At 69.5% G+C, this 14,677-nt stretch carries 18 protein-coding genes; 1 reads left to right on the top strand and 17 read right to left on the bottom strand.

All coding sequences use genetic code 11. The annotated features are described in order from the left end of the window. Positions 1-51: 51 nt before the first annotated feature. On the bottom strand, positions 52-570 hold the full coding sequence (locus ACY5J6_RS08635; RefSeq protein WP_462844572.1) for a hypothetical protein: 519 nt from the start codon (positions 568-570) through the stop codon (positions 52-54). 35 nt (positions 571-605) lie between these two features. Here ACY5J6_RS08635 and ACY5J6_RS08630 point away from each other — a divergent pair, with 35 nt between their 5' ends. After that, the gene (locus ACY5J6_RS08630; RefSeq protein WP_462844571.1) at positions 606-1,646 is read left to right on the top strand and encodes a quinone-dependent dihydroorotate dehydrogenase; all 1,041 of its coding nucleotides are present in this window, start codon (positions 606-608) and stop codon (positions 1,644-1,646) included. Positions 1,647-1,659: 13 nt separating this feature from the next. On the opposite strand, the gene ACY5J6_RS08625 is transcribed toward ACY5J6_RS08630, so the two are convergent. From ACY5J6_RS08625 to ACY5J6_RS08550, 16 genes are all read right to left on the bottom strand, one after another. After that, complete coding sequence (locus ACY5J6_RS08625; protein ID WP_462846514.1) at positions 1,660-2,121, bottom strand: Uma2 family endonuclease; 462 nt, start codon at positions 2,119-2,121, stop codon at positions 1,660-1,662. Next, positions 2,118-3,398: a dihydroorotase gene (locus ACY5J6_RS08620; RefSeq protein ID WP_462844570.1), complete on the bottom strand. Its 1,281-nt coding sequence runs from the start codon at positions 3,396-3,398 to the stop codon at positions 2,118-2,120. The genes ACY5J6_RS08625 and ACY5J6_RS08620 overlap by 4 nt, the downstream gene beginning before the upstream one ends. Further along, positions 3,395-3,862 (bottom strand): type II toxin-antitoxin system VapC family toxin, encoded by a 468-nt coding sequence (locus tag ACY5J6_RS08615; RefSeq protein ID WP_462844569.1) that lies wholly within the window; start codon positions 3,860-3,862, stop codon positions 3,395-3,397. The genes ACY5J6_RS08620 and ACY5J6_RS08615 overlap by 4 nt, the downstream gene beginning before the upstream one ends. Further along, positions 3,834-3,983 carry a hypothetical protein gene (locus ACY5J6_RS08610; protein ID WP_167345968.1) on the bottom strand — a complete coding sequence of 50 codons (150 nt, stop codon included), beginning with the start codon at positions 3,981-3,983 and terminating at the stop codon, positions 3,834-3,836. The genes ACY5J6_RS08615 and ACY5J6_RS08610 overlap by 29 nt, the downstream gene beginning before the upstream one ends. Before the next feature lie 19 nt (positions 3,984-4,002). Further along, a complete protein-coding gene (locus ACY5J6_RS08605; RefSeq protein ID WP_462844568.1) occupies positions 4,003-4,908 on the bottom strand; it encodes an aspartate carbamoyltransferase catalytic subunit in 906 nt (301 codons plus the stop codon). Further along, positions 4,905-5,450, bottom strand: coding sequence for a bifunctional pyr operon transcriptional regulator/uracil phosphoribosyltransferase PyrR (gene pyrR / locus ACY5J6_RS08600; protein ID WP_462844567.1), 546 nt, complete (start codon positions 5,448-5,450; stop codon positions 4,905-4,907). The genes ACY5J6_RS08605 and pyrR overlap by 4 nt, the downstream gene beginning before the upstream one ends. Positions 5,451-5,694: 244 nt before the next feature. After that, positions 5,695-6,024: an SPW repeat protein gene (locus tag ACY5J6_RS08595; RefSeq protein ID WP_462844566.1), complete on the bottom strand. Its 330-nt coding sequence runs from the start codon at positions 6,022-6,024 to the stop codon at positions 5,695-5,697. Between the two features lie 63 nt (positions 6,025-6,087). Then, a complete protein-coding gene (locus ACY5J6_RS08590) occupies positions 6,088-6,834 on the bottom strand; it encodes a sulfite exporter TauE/SafE family protein (protein ID WP_462844565.1) in 747 nt (248 codons plus the stop codon). Positions 6,835-6,838: 4 nt separating this feature from the next. Continuing rightward, complete coding sequence (locus ACY5J6_RS08585) at positions 6,839-7,777, bottom strand: 2-hydroxyacid dehydrogenase (protein WP_462844564.1); 939 nt, start codon at positions 7,775-7,777, stop codon at positions 6,839-6,841. Positions 7,778-7,917: 140 nt separating this feature from the next. After that, positions 7,918-9,228, bottom strand: a complete 1,311-nt coding sequence (locus ACY5J6_RS08580; protein ID WP_462844563.1) for a TldD/PmbA family protein — start codon at positions 9,226-9,228, stop codon at positions 7,918-7,920. Then, positions 9,225-10,619 carry a TldD/PmbA family protein gene (locus ACY5J6_RS08575; protein WP_462844562.1) on the bottom strand — a complete coding sequence of 465 codons (1,395 nt, stop codon included), beginning with the start codon at positions 10,617-10,619 and terminating at the stop codon, positions 9,225-9,227. Before ACY5J6_RS08575 ends, ACY5J6_RS08580 begins: the two co-directional genes overlap by 4 nt. A 31-nt stretch (positions 10,620-10,650) precedes the next feature. Next, positions 10,651-11,529: a DNA polymerase III subunit delta gene (gene holA / locus ACY5J6_RS08570; RefSeq protein WP_462844561.1), complete on the bottom strand. Its 879-nt coding sequence runs from the start codon at positions 11,527-11,529 to the stop codon at positions 10,651-10,653. A 3-nt stretch (positions 11,530-11,532) separates the two neighbouring features. After that, positions 11,533-12,690, bottom strand: a complete 1,158-nt coding sequence (locus tag ACY5J6_RS08565; RefSeq protein WP_462844560.1) for an acyl-CoA dehydrogenase family protein — start codon at positions 12,688-12,690, stop codon at positions 11,533-11,535. A gap of 9 nt (positions 12,691-12,699) precedes the next feature. Beyond that, complete coding sequence (locus ACY5J6_RS08560; protein WP_462844559.1) at positions 12,700-12,909, bottom strand: heavy-metal-associated domain-containing protein; 210 nt, start codon at positions 12,907-12,909, stop codon at positions 12,700-12,702. 7 nt (positions 12,910-12,916) lie between these two features. Then, complete coding sequence (locus tag ACY5J6_RS08555) at positions 12,917-13,342, bottom strand: DUF1999 family protein (protein WP_462844558.1); 426 nt, start codon at positions 13,340-13,342, stop codon at positions 12,917-12,919. Between the two features lie 7 nt (positions 13,343-13,349). Continuing rightward, positions 13,350-14,666 (bottom strand): vWA domain-containing protein, encoded by a 1,317-nt coding sequence (locus ACY5J6_RS08550; RefSeq protein ID WP_462844557.1) that lies wholly within the window; start codon positions 14,664-14,666, stop codon positions 13,350-13,352. Positions 14,667-14,677 lie beyond the last annotated feature (11 nt).

Raw genomic sequence — 14,677 nt, 5'->3', positions numbered from 1 at the left:
CCCCATGATACCCTCTGGGCCCAGGGCCCAGGCGCCCTAGGGCACAAAGGGCTAGAGCCCTAGGGTGAGGGTGGCCCGCAGGTTCTTGAAGGTGAGGGTGACCTGGGCAGCGGGAAGGCCCTGGGCCATGACCCCAAGCCAGAGCCTTCCCTCCTGCAAGCCCTCCGTGAGGTGGGTGCCCTTCAGGGAGAAGGAGGCGGTAGAGGTGCCATTGAAACGGGCTTCTCCCACCTTCTCGTCCTCGGGGCCCACGGAGCAGGCGTAGGCGTAGGGGGTGGTGGGGTCGGGGAGGGCCAGGCAGCCACTGGCGGGGTCCTGGGTGCGGGCGTAGAGGTCCAGGGTGAGGAGAAGGGGCTGGCTGGCCTCGAGGACGCCCTCCACCCGGGCGTCCTTCAGGACGCTCCCGGGAGGGGAAAAGCTCAGGGCCTCCGCCGGGTAGACCACCCGGCCCGCCGTGTCCCCCACGGCGGCCACCCTCACGCTCCGGTCGGGAAGGGGGAGGGTGAAGGTGGCGGAGCAGGCGGCGAGGAGGGTTCCTAGGGCCAAGGGAAGCAAGGACCGAGGGCGCATGGCTCCATCCTAACCCGTCCGGATAGCATGGGGGCATGCACCGCCTGCTCTTCGCCCTAGAGGCCGAGCGCGCCCACGGGCTCGCCCTGGGGCTCCTCGCCTTCTGGTCGGAAAGGGGGCCCCTTTTGGAGGTGCCGGGAAGGCTTCTCCGGGTGGAGGACCCCCGCCTGAGGGTGGAGGCCTTTGGGGTCTCCTTTCCCAACCCTCTAGGCCTCGCCGCGGGGATGGACAAGGATGCCAGGGCCTTAGGGGCCTGGTGGGCCCTGGGCTTCGGCTTCGCCGAGGTGGGGACCCTCACCCCGAGGCCCCAGGAGGGAAACCCCAGGCCGAGGCTTTTCCGCCTTCCCGAGGACCACGCCCTCATCAACCGCATGGGCTTCAACAACCGGGGGGCAGAGGAGGCCGCCACGCGCCTAAAGCGCTTCCGCCAGAGGGGGCTTCCCTTGCCCATTGGGGTGAACCTGGGAAAGAACCGGGACACGCCTTTGGAGCGGGCGGCGGAGGACTACATCGAGGCCCTGCGCCTCTTGGAGCCTTTTGGGGACTACTTCGTCTTGAACGTCAGCTCCCCCAACACCCCGGGCCTCCGCGCCCTCCAGGAAGGCCCCTTCCTGGACGAGCTCCTTGCCCGCCTACGCCCGGCCACCCCCAAGCCCCTCCTCCTCAAGGTGGCCCCGGACCTTTCCCCCAGGGCCCTGGACGAGGTCCTCGCCCTGGCCAAGAAGCACCGCCTGCAGGGCCTGGTGGCGGTGAACACCACCCTCGCCCGGGAGGGCCTAAGGAGCCCTCTGGCGGGAGAGGCTGGGGGCCTTTCGGGAAGGCCCCTGAAGAGGAGGGCCTTGGAGGTCCTCCGCCACCTGGCGGAGGGCGCGGAGGGGCTTGCCCTGGTGAGCGTGGGGGGCGTGGAGACCCCTTGGGACCTCTGGGAGAGGCTCAAGGCCGGGGCCAGCCTGGTCCAGGTCTACACGGGCTTCGTCTACGGAGGGCCCCTCTTCCCCAGGCGGCTCCTCCTGGGGCTTCTCCGCCTCATGGAGGCCGAGGGGGTTCCCTCCCTGAGGGAGCTTCGCCGCCCGTGAACCCGGGAAAAGGTCATACGGTGAGGAGACAGCCCGCCTCGAGCTCCAGCTCCACGGGGGAGACGTGGCGGAAAGCCCCGTCCCGGCGCAGGTGGAGGACGAGAAGGGTGTAGGGGTCAAAGACCACCACGTCCTTCACCTCCTGGGAGAGGCAGGAGCGGGGGGCGATTTCCAGGCCCTTGGCCTCGTAGCCCCGGCTCACCACCTCCACCACCGCCTCGGGGAGAAGGGTGATGGCCTCGTCCAGCTCCTCGGGCTCCCGGCAGAAGATGGCGATGTCGGGCCTTTTGTAGGAGCCGTCGGGAAAGCGCACGTAGACGCCGGCCACGCGGATACAGGGGCAGGAGGACCCTTCCTTGGGGCGGAGGCTTTGCCGGATCCGGTCCACCGCCTTCGGGTGCCGGTAGGGAGGGCGGGCCTCCCAGAGGGGAAGCCCCTCCACCCACTCCAGCCCGAGGCCGATGGCGTCCGCTATTCTGGCGCCTGGAAAACCACTCGCCCCTCCACCAGGGTGAGGACGGGCCAGCCCCCAAGGACCCACCCCGCCCAGGGGGAGTAGCGGGCCTTGGAGGCGAAGGTGCTGGGGTCCACGGGGCGCTCCTTGGGGGAGAGGAGGACGAGGCTCGCCTCGGCCCCTTCCTCCAGGCGGAGGGGGGAAAGGCCCAGGACCCGCCTGGGGCCGTCGGTGAAAAGCTCCACGAGCCTTGGGAGGGGAAAGCCCCGCTTCAGGTGGAGCTCGGTGTAGAGGAGGGGGAAGGCCACCTCCAGGCTGGGGATCCCGAAGGGGGCCCGGAGGAGGTCCCCCTCCTTCTCCGCCAGGGTGTGGGGGGCGTGGTCGGTGGCGACGGCGTCTAAGGTGCCGTCCAAAAGCCCCTCTATGAGGGCCTCCCGGTCCTCCTCCGCCCGCAGGGGCGGGGCCACCTTGAAGAGGGGGTCAAAGGCCCTCAGGGCCTCCTCGGTGAGGGTGAGGTGGTGGGGGGTGGCCTCGGCGCTCACGGGAAGGCCCGCCCGCTTGGCCTCCCTTATGAGCTCCAGGCCCCGCCTGGTGGAGAGGTGCTGGACGTGGAGGCGGGGGGTGGCCTGGCTTCGCCTTAAGGCGTAGCGCAGGACCTCGAGGTCCCGGGCGATGCGGGCGGCCTCGGCCTCGGGGGGGTTGCCCGGCAGGCCCAAGAGGTCGGCGAGGGGGCCATCGTTCATGACCCCATTTCGCCTTAGGCCCGCGTCCTCCGCGTGCACCGCCACGGGGAGGCCCAAGGGTGCAGCCATGAGGAGCCCCGCCGCCAAGACCCCGGCGTCCTCGTTGGTGCGGCCGTCGTCGGTGAGGAGGACCGCCCCAGCCTCCTTCAAAAGCCCCGCCGGGGCGAGGTGCTTCCCCTCCTGCCCCTCCGTGAGGGCGGCCGCGGGGTGGAGCCTTGCGAGGCCCAGGGCCTTGGCCTTTTCCTTCAGGGCCCGCACCGCCTCCGGGGTGTCCACAGGGGGGCTCGTGTTGGGCATGGAGACGAGGTCGGTGTACCCCCCCCGCACTGCCGCGCGAAGCCCCGAGAAGAGGTCCTCCTTCACCTCCTCTCCCGGCTCCCTAAGGTGGGCGTGGAGGTCCAAAAACCCCGGGGCGAGGAAGCACCCCGTGCCGTCCACGACCCGCTGGGCCTCGCCTCCTTCCAGGGAGAGGATCCTCCCCTCGCCGATGAGGATGTCCAGGGGGCCGCGTTCCCCCATAGCGTCCACGAGCCGTACGTTTCGGATCAGGATCATGCTTCCTCCAGTTCGGGCACCGGGTAGGTGGGCACCAGAGCCTTGGCCACCCGGTATTGCCTGCGGTCCAGGGTCAAGAACACCCCCGCAACCTGGCGAAAAAGGGCCATGGCCGCCGCCAGGTGGACGGCGTCCGCTCCCCGCAGGGGATACTCGCGGGCAAGGAGGCTTGCCGCCTGCATCAGGGCCAGGCCGCTTTCCACGAGGTAAAGGCTCGGCAGCAGCTCTTCCAGAGACCGCACCGCCTTCCGAAAGCCCCTCGGGCTCAGGTGGCCCCCGTCCCGGCGCCCTCTTAGGGCGGCCACGGCTTCTGGAAGGAAGAGGTCGCAGGCCGCCAGGGGGGCCTCCCGGAGGAGGCCCCGAACCCAGGCGAAGGGCTCGCCAGGGTGGTCCACTACGAGGTAGAGGAGAGCGCTGGTGTCGGCGAAGAAGACCTTAGCGCCGTTCCTGGGTGAGGAGTTCATGGAGAGGGGGCGTTTCTCCCTTTAGGAGCACCGGCTTGGGACGCTTCCTGCGGGCCTTTTGCGGGGGGCGCACCCGCACCCGGTTGAGAAGCTCCGCCAGGGCTTCCTCGGCCTTCACCATGGCCTCATGGTACCGCACGTCACCTCCCTTTTCCCACCAAAAGGTGGTAGAGCACCGCCATGCGCACCGCCACCCCGTTTTGCACCTGGCGGGTGACCAGGCTCCTCGCCGAGTCCGCCAGGCGGCCCTCCAGCTCCACGTCCCGGTTCATGGGGCCGGGGTGGAGGAGGGGGGCTTGGGGCTTGGCCAGGGCGAGCCTCCTCTCGGTCACCTGGTAGCGGGCGATGTAGTCCTCGAGGTGGATGAGCCCCGCCTCCATGCGCTCCTTCTGGAGCCTGAGCACCATGACGACGTCCGCCTCCTCCAGGGCCTCCTCTAGGCTTGGGGTGAGCCTGGCCCCGGGGAGGTCTTGGGGGAGGAGGCTCGAGGGGCCGGCGCAGACGACCTGGGCCCCGAGGAGGGAGAGGAGCTCGGCGTTTGAGCGGGCCACCCGGGAGTGGAGGATGTCCCCCACGATGGTGATCTTCTTCCCCTCCAGGGTGCCTAGGGCCTCGAGGAGGGTGTAGGCGTCCAGGAGGGCCTGGGTGGGGTGGGCGCGGCGGCCGTCCCCCCCGTTGATCACGGCCCCCTTGACCCAGCGGGTGGCCTGGTGGGGCACCCCGGCGCTGTCGGCCCGGATCACGTAGGCGTCCACCCCCATGGCCTCGAGGGTGAGGAGGGTGTCCTTGTAGCTTTCCCCCTTCTGGAGGCTGCTGGTCTGGGCGGCGAAGGAGACCACGTCCGCGGACATGCGCCGGGCGGCGAGCTCAAAGGAGATGCGGGTCCTCGTGGAGGGCTCAAAGAAGACCGTGGCCACGGTGAAGCCCTGGAGGGCGGGGACCTTTTTTATGGGCCGCTCCAGGACCTCCCGCATGACCCGGGCCGTGTCCAGGAGGCTTTCCACCTCGGCCCTCGCCCAGCCTTGGAAGTCCAGGAGGTGCCTCATGCCTCCTCCCTTTCCCAAAGCTCCACCCGGTCCTCCCCGTCCACCTCCTCCACCTTGACCTTCACCACCTCGGTCCTCGAGGTGGGCACGTTCTTCCCCACGAAGTCCGCCCGGATGGGAAGCTCCCGGTGCCCCCGGTCCACGAGGACCGCGAGGTAGATGCGCCTGGGCCTTCCCAGGTCCATGAGGGCGTCCAAGGCGGCCCGGGCGGTGCGGCCCGTGTAGAGGACGTCGTCCACCAGGACGATGGCCTTCCCCGTGAGGTCAAAGGGGATCCGGGTCTCCCGCACCTCCGGCCTGTAGCCGATCTCCGTGAGGTCGTCCCGGTAGAGGGTGATGTCCAAGACCCCCACGGGCACCTCCTTCCCCTCAAACTCCCCGATGAACCGGGCGATGCGCCCTGCGAGGGGGATGCCCCGGGTGTGGATCCCCACCAGGGCCAGGCCCTCCGTCCCCTTGTTGGCCTCCACGATCTCGTGGGCGATGCGGTAAAGGGCCCGCCGCATCTCCTCGGCGTTCATGAGCTCTGCTTTAAAGCGCACCTCCCACCCCCCAAAAAAGGCGGAGGCCAAAGCCTCCGCTCCTTCCCTTCCTCTCGCGCTCCCTTGTTTCTCGCATCTTTCCCCCTTTCCGGCCTCGCGGGACCGGTTTAAAGGCCACCCCTACCTTACACCCGGCGCCCCGTCCGGGCAAGGGAAGGTTAAGCGCCCGCCCGTTTCGCAGGGCGGGATGCCCGAAATAAAGCTGGGAGGAGGCCCTTTTGGGGCCCCCACCGCGGTGGGGTATTTAAGCGGCCTTGGGCCTCTCCCGGGTGACGCTTAGGGCCAGGACCCCTACCAGAAGGCCCACGATCACCGCGTTCCACATGGCGTTGACCATCCCGCTAAACCCCAGGATCCAGGGGGAGAGGATGAGCCAAACGCCCAGGACCACGTTGACCCACTCCTCCCACATGGGGCCATCCCGGAGGTGCAGGAGGGCCATGAGCCCCACCACCACCCCGATGACGAGGGCGTTCCACAGGGCGGCCGGGGTGTTGCTGAAGCCCAGGAGCCACGGCGAGAGAACCAGCCAAAGGCCCAGGATCAGGTTGGCCCAGTCCTGCCAGCGACGCATAGGCTTTCACCTCCTTCCAAACCCAAAGTAAAGCAACTTGCGCCCTTTGGATAGGGTGTTAGGTTACTTTTTCGGGGAAGAGGGACGGAGGTACCGCCAGGCCGTCCAGAGGAGTACGGCGGCGAAAACCAGGCGCAGGCCCGCTTCGGGCAGGAAGTGGGCCAGCTCCCCCCCCAAAAAGGTGCCCAGGAAGACCCCAGGCACCAGGCCAAGGGCCAGGCGTTCCTCCACGTTGCCCAGGCGGAAATGGGTGTAGGCCCCCACCAGGCTCGCCGGAACCATGGCCAGGAGGCTCGTTCCCTGGGCGGCGTGCTGGGGCATCCCCAAGAGGAGGACCATGGCCGGGACCATGATCGTCCCCCCGCCCACCCCCATCATCCCCGAGAGGAAGCCGGTGAAGGCGCCGGAGAGGAGCAAGGCTAGGTCTTGGACCGCTTCCCCTTGCACCAAGCCCCTGGGGGCCAGGTAGGGCTTCAGGAGGAGGAGAAAGGCCACGAGGAAGAGAAACCAGCCGAAGGCCCGCTTGAGGGAGGTTTCCGGGAGGCTGTGGGCGTAGCGGGCCCCGAAGCGGGCGGTGAGGATGGCGGTGAGGGCCAGGAAGAAGGCGGCCCTCAGGTCTAGGGAGCCTTGCAGGCCGTAGGTCAAGGCCCCCACGAACCCGGTGAAGAAGACGGCCACCAGGCTGGTGCCGTGGGCTTTGTGCTGGGAAAGCTTTAAGAGCCCCACCATGAGGGGGATCATGACCACCCCGCCCCCAAGACCCACCATCCCGCCGAAGAAGCCCGCCAGGAGGCCGATGAAAAAGCTCATGGGGTCATACTACCGGGTTGGGCGGCTCCCTCCCCTCCAAGGCGGCGAGGAGGTTCTCCACCGCCGCCTCGGCCATGCGCTCCCGGGTCCTCCTTCCCGCCGAGCCGATGTGGGGGGTGATGACGGCGTTGGGAAGGGCGTAGAGGGGGTGGCCCAGGGGCAAGGGCTCGGGGTCGGTCACGTCCAGGCCCGCCCCGAAGAGGTGGCCCCTTAGGGCCTCCACCAGGGCCTCGGTGTCCACCAAGGCCCCCCGGGCGGTGTTGAGGAGGATGGCCCCCCGCTTCATGGCGAAGAGCCTTTCCCGGTTCAGGAGCCTATGGGTTTCCGGGGTGAGGGGGGTGTGGAGGGAGACGACGTCCGCCTCTTTAAGGAGCTCCTCCAGGGAGAGGAAGGTGTAGGGGAGGGGCTTGGGGGTGCGGGCGTGGTAGACCACCCGCATCCCGAAGGCCAGGGCCCTCTTGGCCACCGCCTGGCCGATCCGGCCCATGCCGATGAGACCCAGGGTTAGGCCCTGGAGGTCCAGGCCCAGGAGGAGCTCGGGGTGCCAGGCCTTCCAGAGCCCGTCCTTGGCGTAGGCCGCCCCCTCCACCACCCGCTTGGCCACGGCGAGGAGGAGGGCCAGGGTGAGGTCGGCGGTGGCCTCGGTGAGGACCCCGGGGGTGTGGGTGACCCGGATGCCCCGCTCCTTGGCCGCCTGCAGGTCCACGTGGTCTACCCCCACGCTGTAGCAGGCGATCACCTTGAGGCCGGGCCCGGCTCGGTCCATCACCTCGGCGTCTATGCGGTCTTCCACCGTGGGGATGAGGCCCACCGCCCCTTCCACCCGCTTTAGGAGTTCCTCTTTGGGGATGAAAAGCCCGGGGTGAACCTCCACCTCGAGGCCCCGCTCCTTAAGCCGCTCCAGGGCCTTCCCGGGAAGGGTGCGGGTGACGAAGACCTTCATGCCTCTTTTTACCGGGGCCCCCGTGCGGGCGCAAGCGAAGGGTCTGCATGTGATTTGCCCCTTGGGGTGCCTGAACCTAGGGATAGGGGAGGCCCTTTTGGGGCCCCCACCGCGGCGAAAGCCGCGGTGAGGTGCCGGGGTTACGCCCCGGCGAAGGAGAGCTCGGCCACCGCCACGGTGGGGCTCCCGTAGGCGGCGTCTAGGAGGAGCCAGTCCAGGTCGTCCCCCACCGCCTCCACCGCCTGGAGGAGTTCCAGGAGGTTCCCGGAGACGGCGAAGTTCTCCACGGCGTGCCGCACCTCCCCCTCCTCCACCCAAAGCCCCAGGGCCTGGAGGGAGAAGTCCAGGCTCACGGGGTTTGCCCCGGCGTGGAGGCCCATGAACTCCGTGACCAGCACCCCTTCCGTGAAGCGGAGGTTCCCCACGGGCTCCAGGTAGAGGTTGGTGGGGGCTACCCCCAGGACCCCCCGGTAGGCGCGGGCGGCGTGGCCGGTGTTCCTCTGGCCCAGGGCCCTTGCGGTTTCCGAGTTGTGGAGGAAGGTCTTGAAGACCCCCTTCTCCACCACCAGGGTGCGGGCCGTGGGGGTGCCCTCGGCGTCAAAGGGGCGGGGGAGGAGGCCCTTTTCCAGGGTGGGGTCGTCTATGAGGGTCACGAGCTCGCTCGCCACCTTTTCCCCAAGCCTCCCCAGGAGGCGGCTTTTCCCCTCCAGGGCGTTCTTGCCGGAGAGGGCCTGGGCGAGGACGGAGAGGAGCATGGCCATGGCCTCGGGCTCCAGGTAGGCCCGGTAGCGGCCTGTCCTCAGGGGCCTGGCCTCCAAAAGCCTTGCCGTCTTCTCCCGGAACTCGAGGGCGGTGCGGCCGGGCTCCAGGGCGTGGAACTCCTTCCCCGCCCTAAAGTCCCACCCCTGCTTGACGCTTTTCCCCTCGGCCATGACGAAGCTTGCCATCAGCGCGGCGAAGCCCGTGCGGAAGCTTCCTTCCGCCCCTTGGGTGCTGGCGAGGGCGAGCCGCATCTCCCGCTCCAGGTAGCCGCCCATGAGGACGCTCTTCACCCGGGGGTCCTGGCGAAGGGCCGCTTCCAGGGTGAGGGCCGCTTCCTTCTTCCGCTCTAGAGGAGCGGAGAGGCCCTCCCCCAGGAGGTCGTGGCCTCCCAGGGGCCTTCCTTGGGGCAGGGCGCCCTCCTTGGCGGAGAGGAGGGCGTTTTCCCGGGCCTCCGCCAGGGCCCAGTCCAGGGCCTCGGGGGAGAGTTCCTCGGTGTAGGCGTAGCCCACCCTCCCTTCCGCCACCACCCGGAGGCCGAGGCCCCTTTGCCTTGCCTCCTTGATCTCCTCGAGGCGCCCCTCCCGCGCCCTCAAGGAGAGCTCCCGCTCCTCCCCGAAGAGGAGCTCCGCCTCCACCCCAAGCTCCCGGGCCCTCTTCAGGACGTAGACCTTGGCCTCTTCCAGGGTCATGCCCTACCCCCCACCACGATCTCCGAGACCAGCACGTGGGGCTGGCCCACCTCCACGGGGACGGCCCCGGAGAGGCTTCCGCACATGCCGGGGGCGTTCTCCAGGTCCTGGGCCACGGCCACCACCCGCATGAGGGTCTCGGGGCCCTTGCCCACCAGCATCGCCCCCCGCACGGGCTCCTCTATCCGCCCTTTGCGGACGATGTACCCTTCCTGCACGGCGAAGTTGTACTCCCCGCTTCCCGGCCTCACCTGCCCGCCCCCCATCTCCTTGGCGTAAAGCCCGAACGCTATCCCGGCGAAGAGGTCCTCCGCCCGGGCCTCCCCGGGGGCGAGGAAGGTGTTGCGCATGCGGGAGGTGGGGGCGAAGGTGTAGTCCTGCCTGCGCCCGGAGCCCGTCATGGGGTAGCCGGTGAGGAGGTGGCCCAGGCGGTCCACCATGTAGCTCTTGAGGATGCCCCCTGCTATCAGCACCGTGCGCTCCGTGGGGCGGCCCTCGTCGTCCATCTCGGTGGAGCCCCAGGCGTGGGGCAGGGTGCCGTCGTCAATGTAGGTGACGGCGGGACTCGCCACCACCTCCCCGAGCTTGTCGGCGAGGACGCTCGCCTTTCTGGCCACGCTGGTGGTCTCCAGGAGGTGGCCCACGGCCTCGTGGAAGAGGACCCCACCGAAGCCCGGGCCCACCACCACCGGGAAGGTGCCCGCGGGGGCGGGCCTGGCCTTGAGGTTGGTGAGGGCTTGACGGGCGGCCTTTTCCCCCACCGCCTTCGGGGGGTAGAGGTCAAAGAGCTCCAGGCCCACGCTCTTCCCGGGGGCGCTGTAGCCCGTCTGCACCTCGGTCCCGTCCTGGGCCACGGCGAGGACGAAAAGCCGGGTGCGCACCCGCTTTTCCTCGGCCCAGGCCCCCTCGGTGTTGGCCACGAGGACCTCCTCCTCCCACTCCAGAAGGCTCGCCTCCACCTCCTTGATCTCGGGGGCGATCCGGGCCCCGGCCTCGGCTTCCAAAAGCCTCTCCAGGCGGTAGCGCTTGTCCTTCTCCCCATAGGGCACCTTGGGGGCGTGGAGGCCTTTGGGGGCGGCCTTGCGGAAGTCCAAGCCGCCCCGCCCCCCCTCGTCCACCTGGCCCAGGGCGCCCTTGGCCCGGAGGAGGGTTTCCAGGGCCTCCAGGAGGCCTTCTTGGGTGAGGTCGTTGGTGTAGGCGTAGACCGCCTCGGTGCCGAAGAAGAGCCGCACCCCCGCCCCGTAGTCCAGGCCGGAGAGGGCCTCCTCCAAGGCCCCGGAGCGCACCTTCATCCTGCGCCTTTTGGAGCGCTGGGCGTAGACCTCGGCGAAGTCGGCCCCGCCCTTAAGGGCTCGCCCCAGCACCGCCTCCACCAGCTCGGGCTTGAGCATGCCCCGAGTCTACCCGGGGCTGACCCATGGGTCAACCGCTTAGGCGGAGGACCGCCTTTTCCAGGGCGAGCCAGGGGTCCTTTCCCTCCTTGGCCCGCTTTTCCGCCTCTATGAGGGTATTCAGGGCCTCCTTGAGGGCCTCTTCCCCAAGGCGCCTCGCCGCCTCCAGAGCCTTTTTGGCGGCGTAGGGGTGGGCCTCGAGGCGGGCCAGGTCCTCCTCCTTGGGCCTGGGGTTTTCCCGGAGGAGGAAGAAGGCCCGGGCGAGGAGGGCGAACTGCCAGGAGAGGGCCCCAAGGAGCTTGAGGGGCTCTTCCCCCTCCTCCTTCAGGCGCTTGAGGCGCAGGAGGGCCTCCTTGGGATCCTTCTCCAGGACGGCGCGCACCAGGTCAAAGCCCGTGAGGGGGGGCCTCAGGGCCACCACCTTCTCCACCTTCTCCAGGGTGAGGGGAGGGGAGAGGAGGGAAAGCTTCTCCAGCTCCCGCTCTAAGGCCTCGAGGTCCCCTCCCAGGGAGGCCAGGTACTGGGCCACCCCGCCCGGGAGCCTGAGCCCCAGGCGCTTGGCCCGGTTTTCTATGTGCCTTACCAGGTCCTTGCCCTTGGGGGTGGGGAAGTCCCGCCTTTCCCGGTTCCGGTAGAAGGCCGCCCGGGAAGGGCTTGGTTTGGGGTCCAGGAGGAGGACGGGGACGCCCTCGGGCACGCTTTCCAAAAGGGGCTTTAGGGCCTTCCACTCCGCCTCCCCCACCTCCCTCAGGTCCAGCATCGCCCCCCCGCCCCCGAAAAGCCCCGGGGCGAGGGCCTGGGCCAGGGCCTCCGGGGTGGGCTCGGTGAAGCGGGAAAGCCCCTTAAGCCGCGCCTCCTGGAGGAGGGCTTCCCGCGCCAGGAAAGGGTCCCCGGTGAAGGCCACCACCATGGCCTAGAAGGCGCTCAGTCCGGTGATCTCCCGCCCCAGGACCAGGGTGTGGACGTCGTGCGTGCCCTCGTAGGTGTAGACGGTCTCCAGGTTCAGCATGTGGCGGATGGCGTGGTACTCCAGGGTGATGCCGCTTCCCCCCAGGATGTCCCGGGCCATGCGGGCGGCCTGAAGGGCCTTCCAGACGTTCTGCCGCTTGGCCAGGGAGACCTGGGCGGGCGTGAGCTTGCCCTCGTCCTTGAGCCGGGAAAGCCTCCAGGCGAGGAGGAGGCCCTCCGTGTGCCAGGCGAGCATCTCGGCGAGCTTGGCCTGGACCAGCTGCTTCTTGGCGATGGGCTCCCCGAAGGTGGAGCGGCTCTTGGCGAAGGCCACCGCCTCCTCGTAGACCGCCTCCAGGGCGCCCAGGGCCCCCCAGGCGATGCCGAAGCGGGCCTGGGTGAGGCAGGAGAGGGGGGCCTTGAGGCCCAGGGCCTTGGGGAGGCGCAAGGACTCGGGCACCCGCACCTCCTCGAGGACGAGCTCGCTGGTCACCGAGGCCCGCAGGCTCATCTTGTGCTTCACCTCCCGGGCCTGGAAGCCCGGGGTGTCCGTGGGGACGATAAAGCCCAGGACCTCTCCCCCCTCGTCCTTGGCCCAGAGGATGGCGATGTGGGCCAGGTTGCCGTTGGTGATCCACATCTTGGTGCCGTTCAGGACCCAGGTGTCCCCCTCGCGCCTGGCCCGGGTCTTCATGTTGCCGTAGGGGTCCGAGCCCCCGTCGGGCTCGGTGAGGCCGAAGCACCCCACCATCTCCCCGCGGGCGAGCTTTGGGAGGAACTCCCGCTTTTGCTCCTCGCTCCCGTAGGCGTAGATGGGGTACATCACCAGGGAGCTCTGCACGCTCACGAAGCTCCTTAGCCCCGAGTCCACCCGTTCCAGCTCGTAGGCGATGAGGCCGTAGGCGGCGCTCGTCACCCCCGCTCCCCCGTACTCGGGGGGGAGGGTGGGGCCCAGGAAGCCCAGCTCGGCGAATTTGGGAATGAGGTGGGTGGGGAAGACCCCTTCCTCCCACCATTGGCGGATGTGGGGCAGGGCCTCCTTCTCCAGGAAGCGGCGGGCGGCCTTCTGGATCTCCTTCTCCTCCGGGGTGAGGAGGTTCTCCAGGGCGTAGAAGTCCAGCATGCCCTAAGTTTAGAGCATCCCCGCCAGGAAGCCTTCTTCCCGGATGGTGCGGATGAGGTCCATGACCGTGAGGGCCTGGGGGTCGTAGGCCACCAGGACCTGGGCGGGCCCCGTGGCCTGGACCTCGGCCACCCCTTCCAGGCGCCTCAGGGCTTCGAGGATCCGCTCCATCCCCTCGGGGGTGGGTTCGCCGCGGATGCCAATGAGCACGCGGTTCATACCCCTCCTATTCTAGAACGCCCCGGGTCTCGCCCCTTTGGCCCCGGCTTCCCAGGACCCGGACCGCAAGCACCAAAGGTCCAAGGGCGAAGCCCTCCGCCTTCAGGGCCTCCTCCAAGTCTTTGCGCCCGGGGTCCAGGTGGAGGGCCACCTCGTAGACCCCGGCGTCGTAGGCGCTTTTCACCACCGCCCGAAGGAGGCCCCTTAGGGCCTCGGGGGTTTTCCCCTCGATCCGGGTGAGGAGGACCGTGGTGGCCTCTCCCTGCCACACCGCCTGGGCCAGGGCGAAGCCCATGGGCTCTTCCCCTTCCTCGGCCAAAAAGGAGTGGCCCGTGCGGGCGAAGAAGCGAAGGGCGCCGAGGCTTACGGGCCTTGGGCCTGCCACCCGGTTCAGGGCCTCGAGGTCCAGCTCGGTGAAAGGGCGGAAGCGCATATCCCCATTATCCCCGGAAGCGGAAGCGAAGGGCCTCCAGAAGGAGAACCAGGGCCGCCAGGAGGGCTAGGAAGCGGCCCGCCCCCCCGGGGCTTCGGGGCAGGAAGCTCTCCTCGGGGGTGGGGAGGAGGGTCTCCTCGGGGGCGAGGAGCCCGGTGCGCACCTCCCGGTAGGGCTTGAGGAAGCGGTGGACCAGGAGGGGAAAGAGGGGCCGGTCCTGGATGGCCTCCAGGGGTGGGAGGTAGAGGCCGTCCGGGGCGGCGTAGAGGAGGCCCACGCCCCCTTCCCCTTCCGCCAGGGCCCGCCAGGGGCCTTGGGGGGGCGGGGGTGGGGGAAGCCTTTCCCCCTGGAGGGCCACCCCCTCCAGGAGGGGGTGGGGGGCGGTGAGCAGGACGGGGGTGGGGCTTCCCGCCCTGGGGGCGAGGTAGAGGGTGGGGCCTTCGGGTGCGCCTTGGGGAACGGCAAGGCGCACCCGGACCTCCCTGCCCGAGGTGGCGCCCAGGAGGCGGAAGAGCCTCTCCAGGGCAGGAAGCCTGGGGTAGTCCACCCCCAGGCGCCTGAGGCCGAAGGCGGCCTCGTCGTCCAGGGGGAGGGCGTCTTCCCCAAGGAGCCGGGCCGAGAAGGTAGGGGGAAGGCCCTGAAGGCGGGCGAACCCCTGGGGAGGAACCTCCACCTCCCGCACCCTCCCCTCCACCTCTACCCGGGCGCGGAGGGCCCTGGGGGCGCTGTTGCCCAAGGCCAGAAACCCTGGGGCCACGGCCACGATGCCCAGGTTTTCCCCGGGGCTTCCTACCCCCAGGTACCCCTCCACCCCAGGGGGTGGGGGGCCGTCCGTGGCCACCACCACCGGAGCCTTGAGGAGCCTCCTCCCCAAGGCGATGGCCGCCTCCAGGTCCGCCCTGCGGTCTTTGGCCTCCAAGGCGAGGAGCCTTTCCCTCAGGGCCACCCCCGGCGCGGGGCCATAGGCCTCCGGCCTTTCCCCCGCCCGCACCAAAAGGGCCTCCGGTGCCCGTTCCAAAAGGGGGAGGAGCCTCTCCTTGGCCAGGTCCAGCCGGGTTCCTTTTCCTTCCCGGGCGGCCATGCTGGCCGAGGCGTCCACCACCAGGACCAGGGGAGGAGGCCCCAGGGGGGGGTCCTCCAGGGCCAGGACCATGAGGGCCGCCCCCAGGAGGAGGAGAAAAAGCCTCAGGTCCAGCCGCGGCCGGAAGCGCCTGGCCCTTCCTCGCTTCCAAAGCCACACCCCGGCCCAGGGCCTTGGCCTTGGGGCGCGCCGCCGGTAGAGGAGGTAGACCCAAAGGAGGACGGGAAGAAGGAGCCAGAGCACCTGCCCTCAGG

The organism is Thermus sp. H19.2 (genome assembly GCF_054979525.1).
Note: the sequence above shows the minus strand (reverse complement) of the source record. Positions and strands in the feature narration are given on the sequence as shown.

Coding starts and splice junctions, on each gene's coding strand:
- ACY5J6_RS08635 (WP_462844572.1), bottom strand. CDS start 570: ATGCGCCCTCGGTCCTTGCTTCCCTTGGCCCTAGGAACCCTCCTCGCC.
- ACY5J6_RS08630 (WP_462844571.1), top strand. CDS start 606: ATGCACCGCCTGCTCTTCGCCCTAGAGGCCGAGCGCGCCCACGGGCTC.
- ACY5J6_RS08620 (WP_462844570.1), bottom strand. CDS start 3,398: ATGATCCTGATCCGAAACGTACGGCTCGTGGACGCTATGGGGGAACGC.
- ACY5J6_RS08615 (WP_462844569.1), bottom strand. CDS start 3,862: ATGAACTCCTCACCCAGGAACGGCGCTAAGGTCTTCTTCGCCGACACC.
- ACY5J6_RS08610 (WP_167345968.1), bottom strand. CDS start 3,983: ATGGTGAAGGCCGAGGAAGCCCTGGCGGAGCTTCTCAACCGGGTGCGG.
- ACY5J6_RS08605 (WP_462844568.1), bottom strand. CDS start 4,908: ATGAGGCACCTCCTGGACTTCCAAGGCTGGGCGAGGGCCGAGGTGGAA.
- ACY5J6_RS08595 (WP_462844566.1), bottom strand. CDS start 6,024: ATGCGTCGCTGGCAGGACTGGGCCAACCTGATCCTGGGCCTTTGGCTG.
- ACY5J6_RS08590 (WP_462844565.1), bottom strand. CDS start 6,834: ATGAGCTTTTTCATCGGCCTCCTGGCGGGCTTCTTCGGCGGGATGGTG.
- ACY5J6_RS08585 (WP_462844564.1), bottom strand. CDS start 7,777: ATGAAGGTCTTCGTCACCCGCACCCTTCCCGGGAAGGCCCTGGAGCGG.
- ACY5J6_RS08580 (WP_462844563.1), bottom strand. CDS start 9,228: ATGACCCTGGAAGAGGCCAAGGTCTACGTCCTGAAGAGGGCCCGGGAG.
- ACY5J6_RS08575 (WP_462844562.1), bottom strand. CDS start 10,619: ATGCTCAAGCCCGAGCTGGTGGAGGCGGTGCTGGGGCGAGCCCTTAAG.
- holA (WP_462844561.1), bottom strand. CDS start 11,529: ATGGTGGTGGCCTTCACCGGGGACCCTTTCCTGGCGCGGGAAGCCCTC.
- ACY5J6_RS08565 (WP_462844560.1), bottom strand. CDS start 12,690: ATGCTGGACTTCTACGCCCTGGAGAACCTCCTCACCCCGGAGGAGAAG.
- ACY5J6_RS08560 (WP_462844559.1), bottom strand. CDS start 12,909: ATGAACCGCGTGCTCATTGGCATCCGCGGCGAACCCACCCCCGAGGGG.
- ACY5J6_RS08555 (WP_462844558.1), bottom strand. CDS start 13,342: ATGCGCTTCCGCCCTTTCACCGAGCTGGACCTCGAGGCCCTGAACCGG.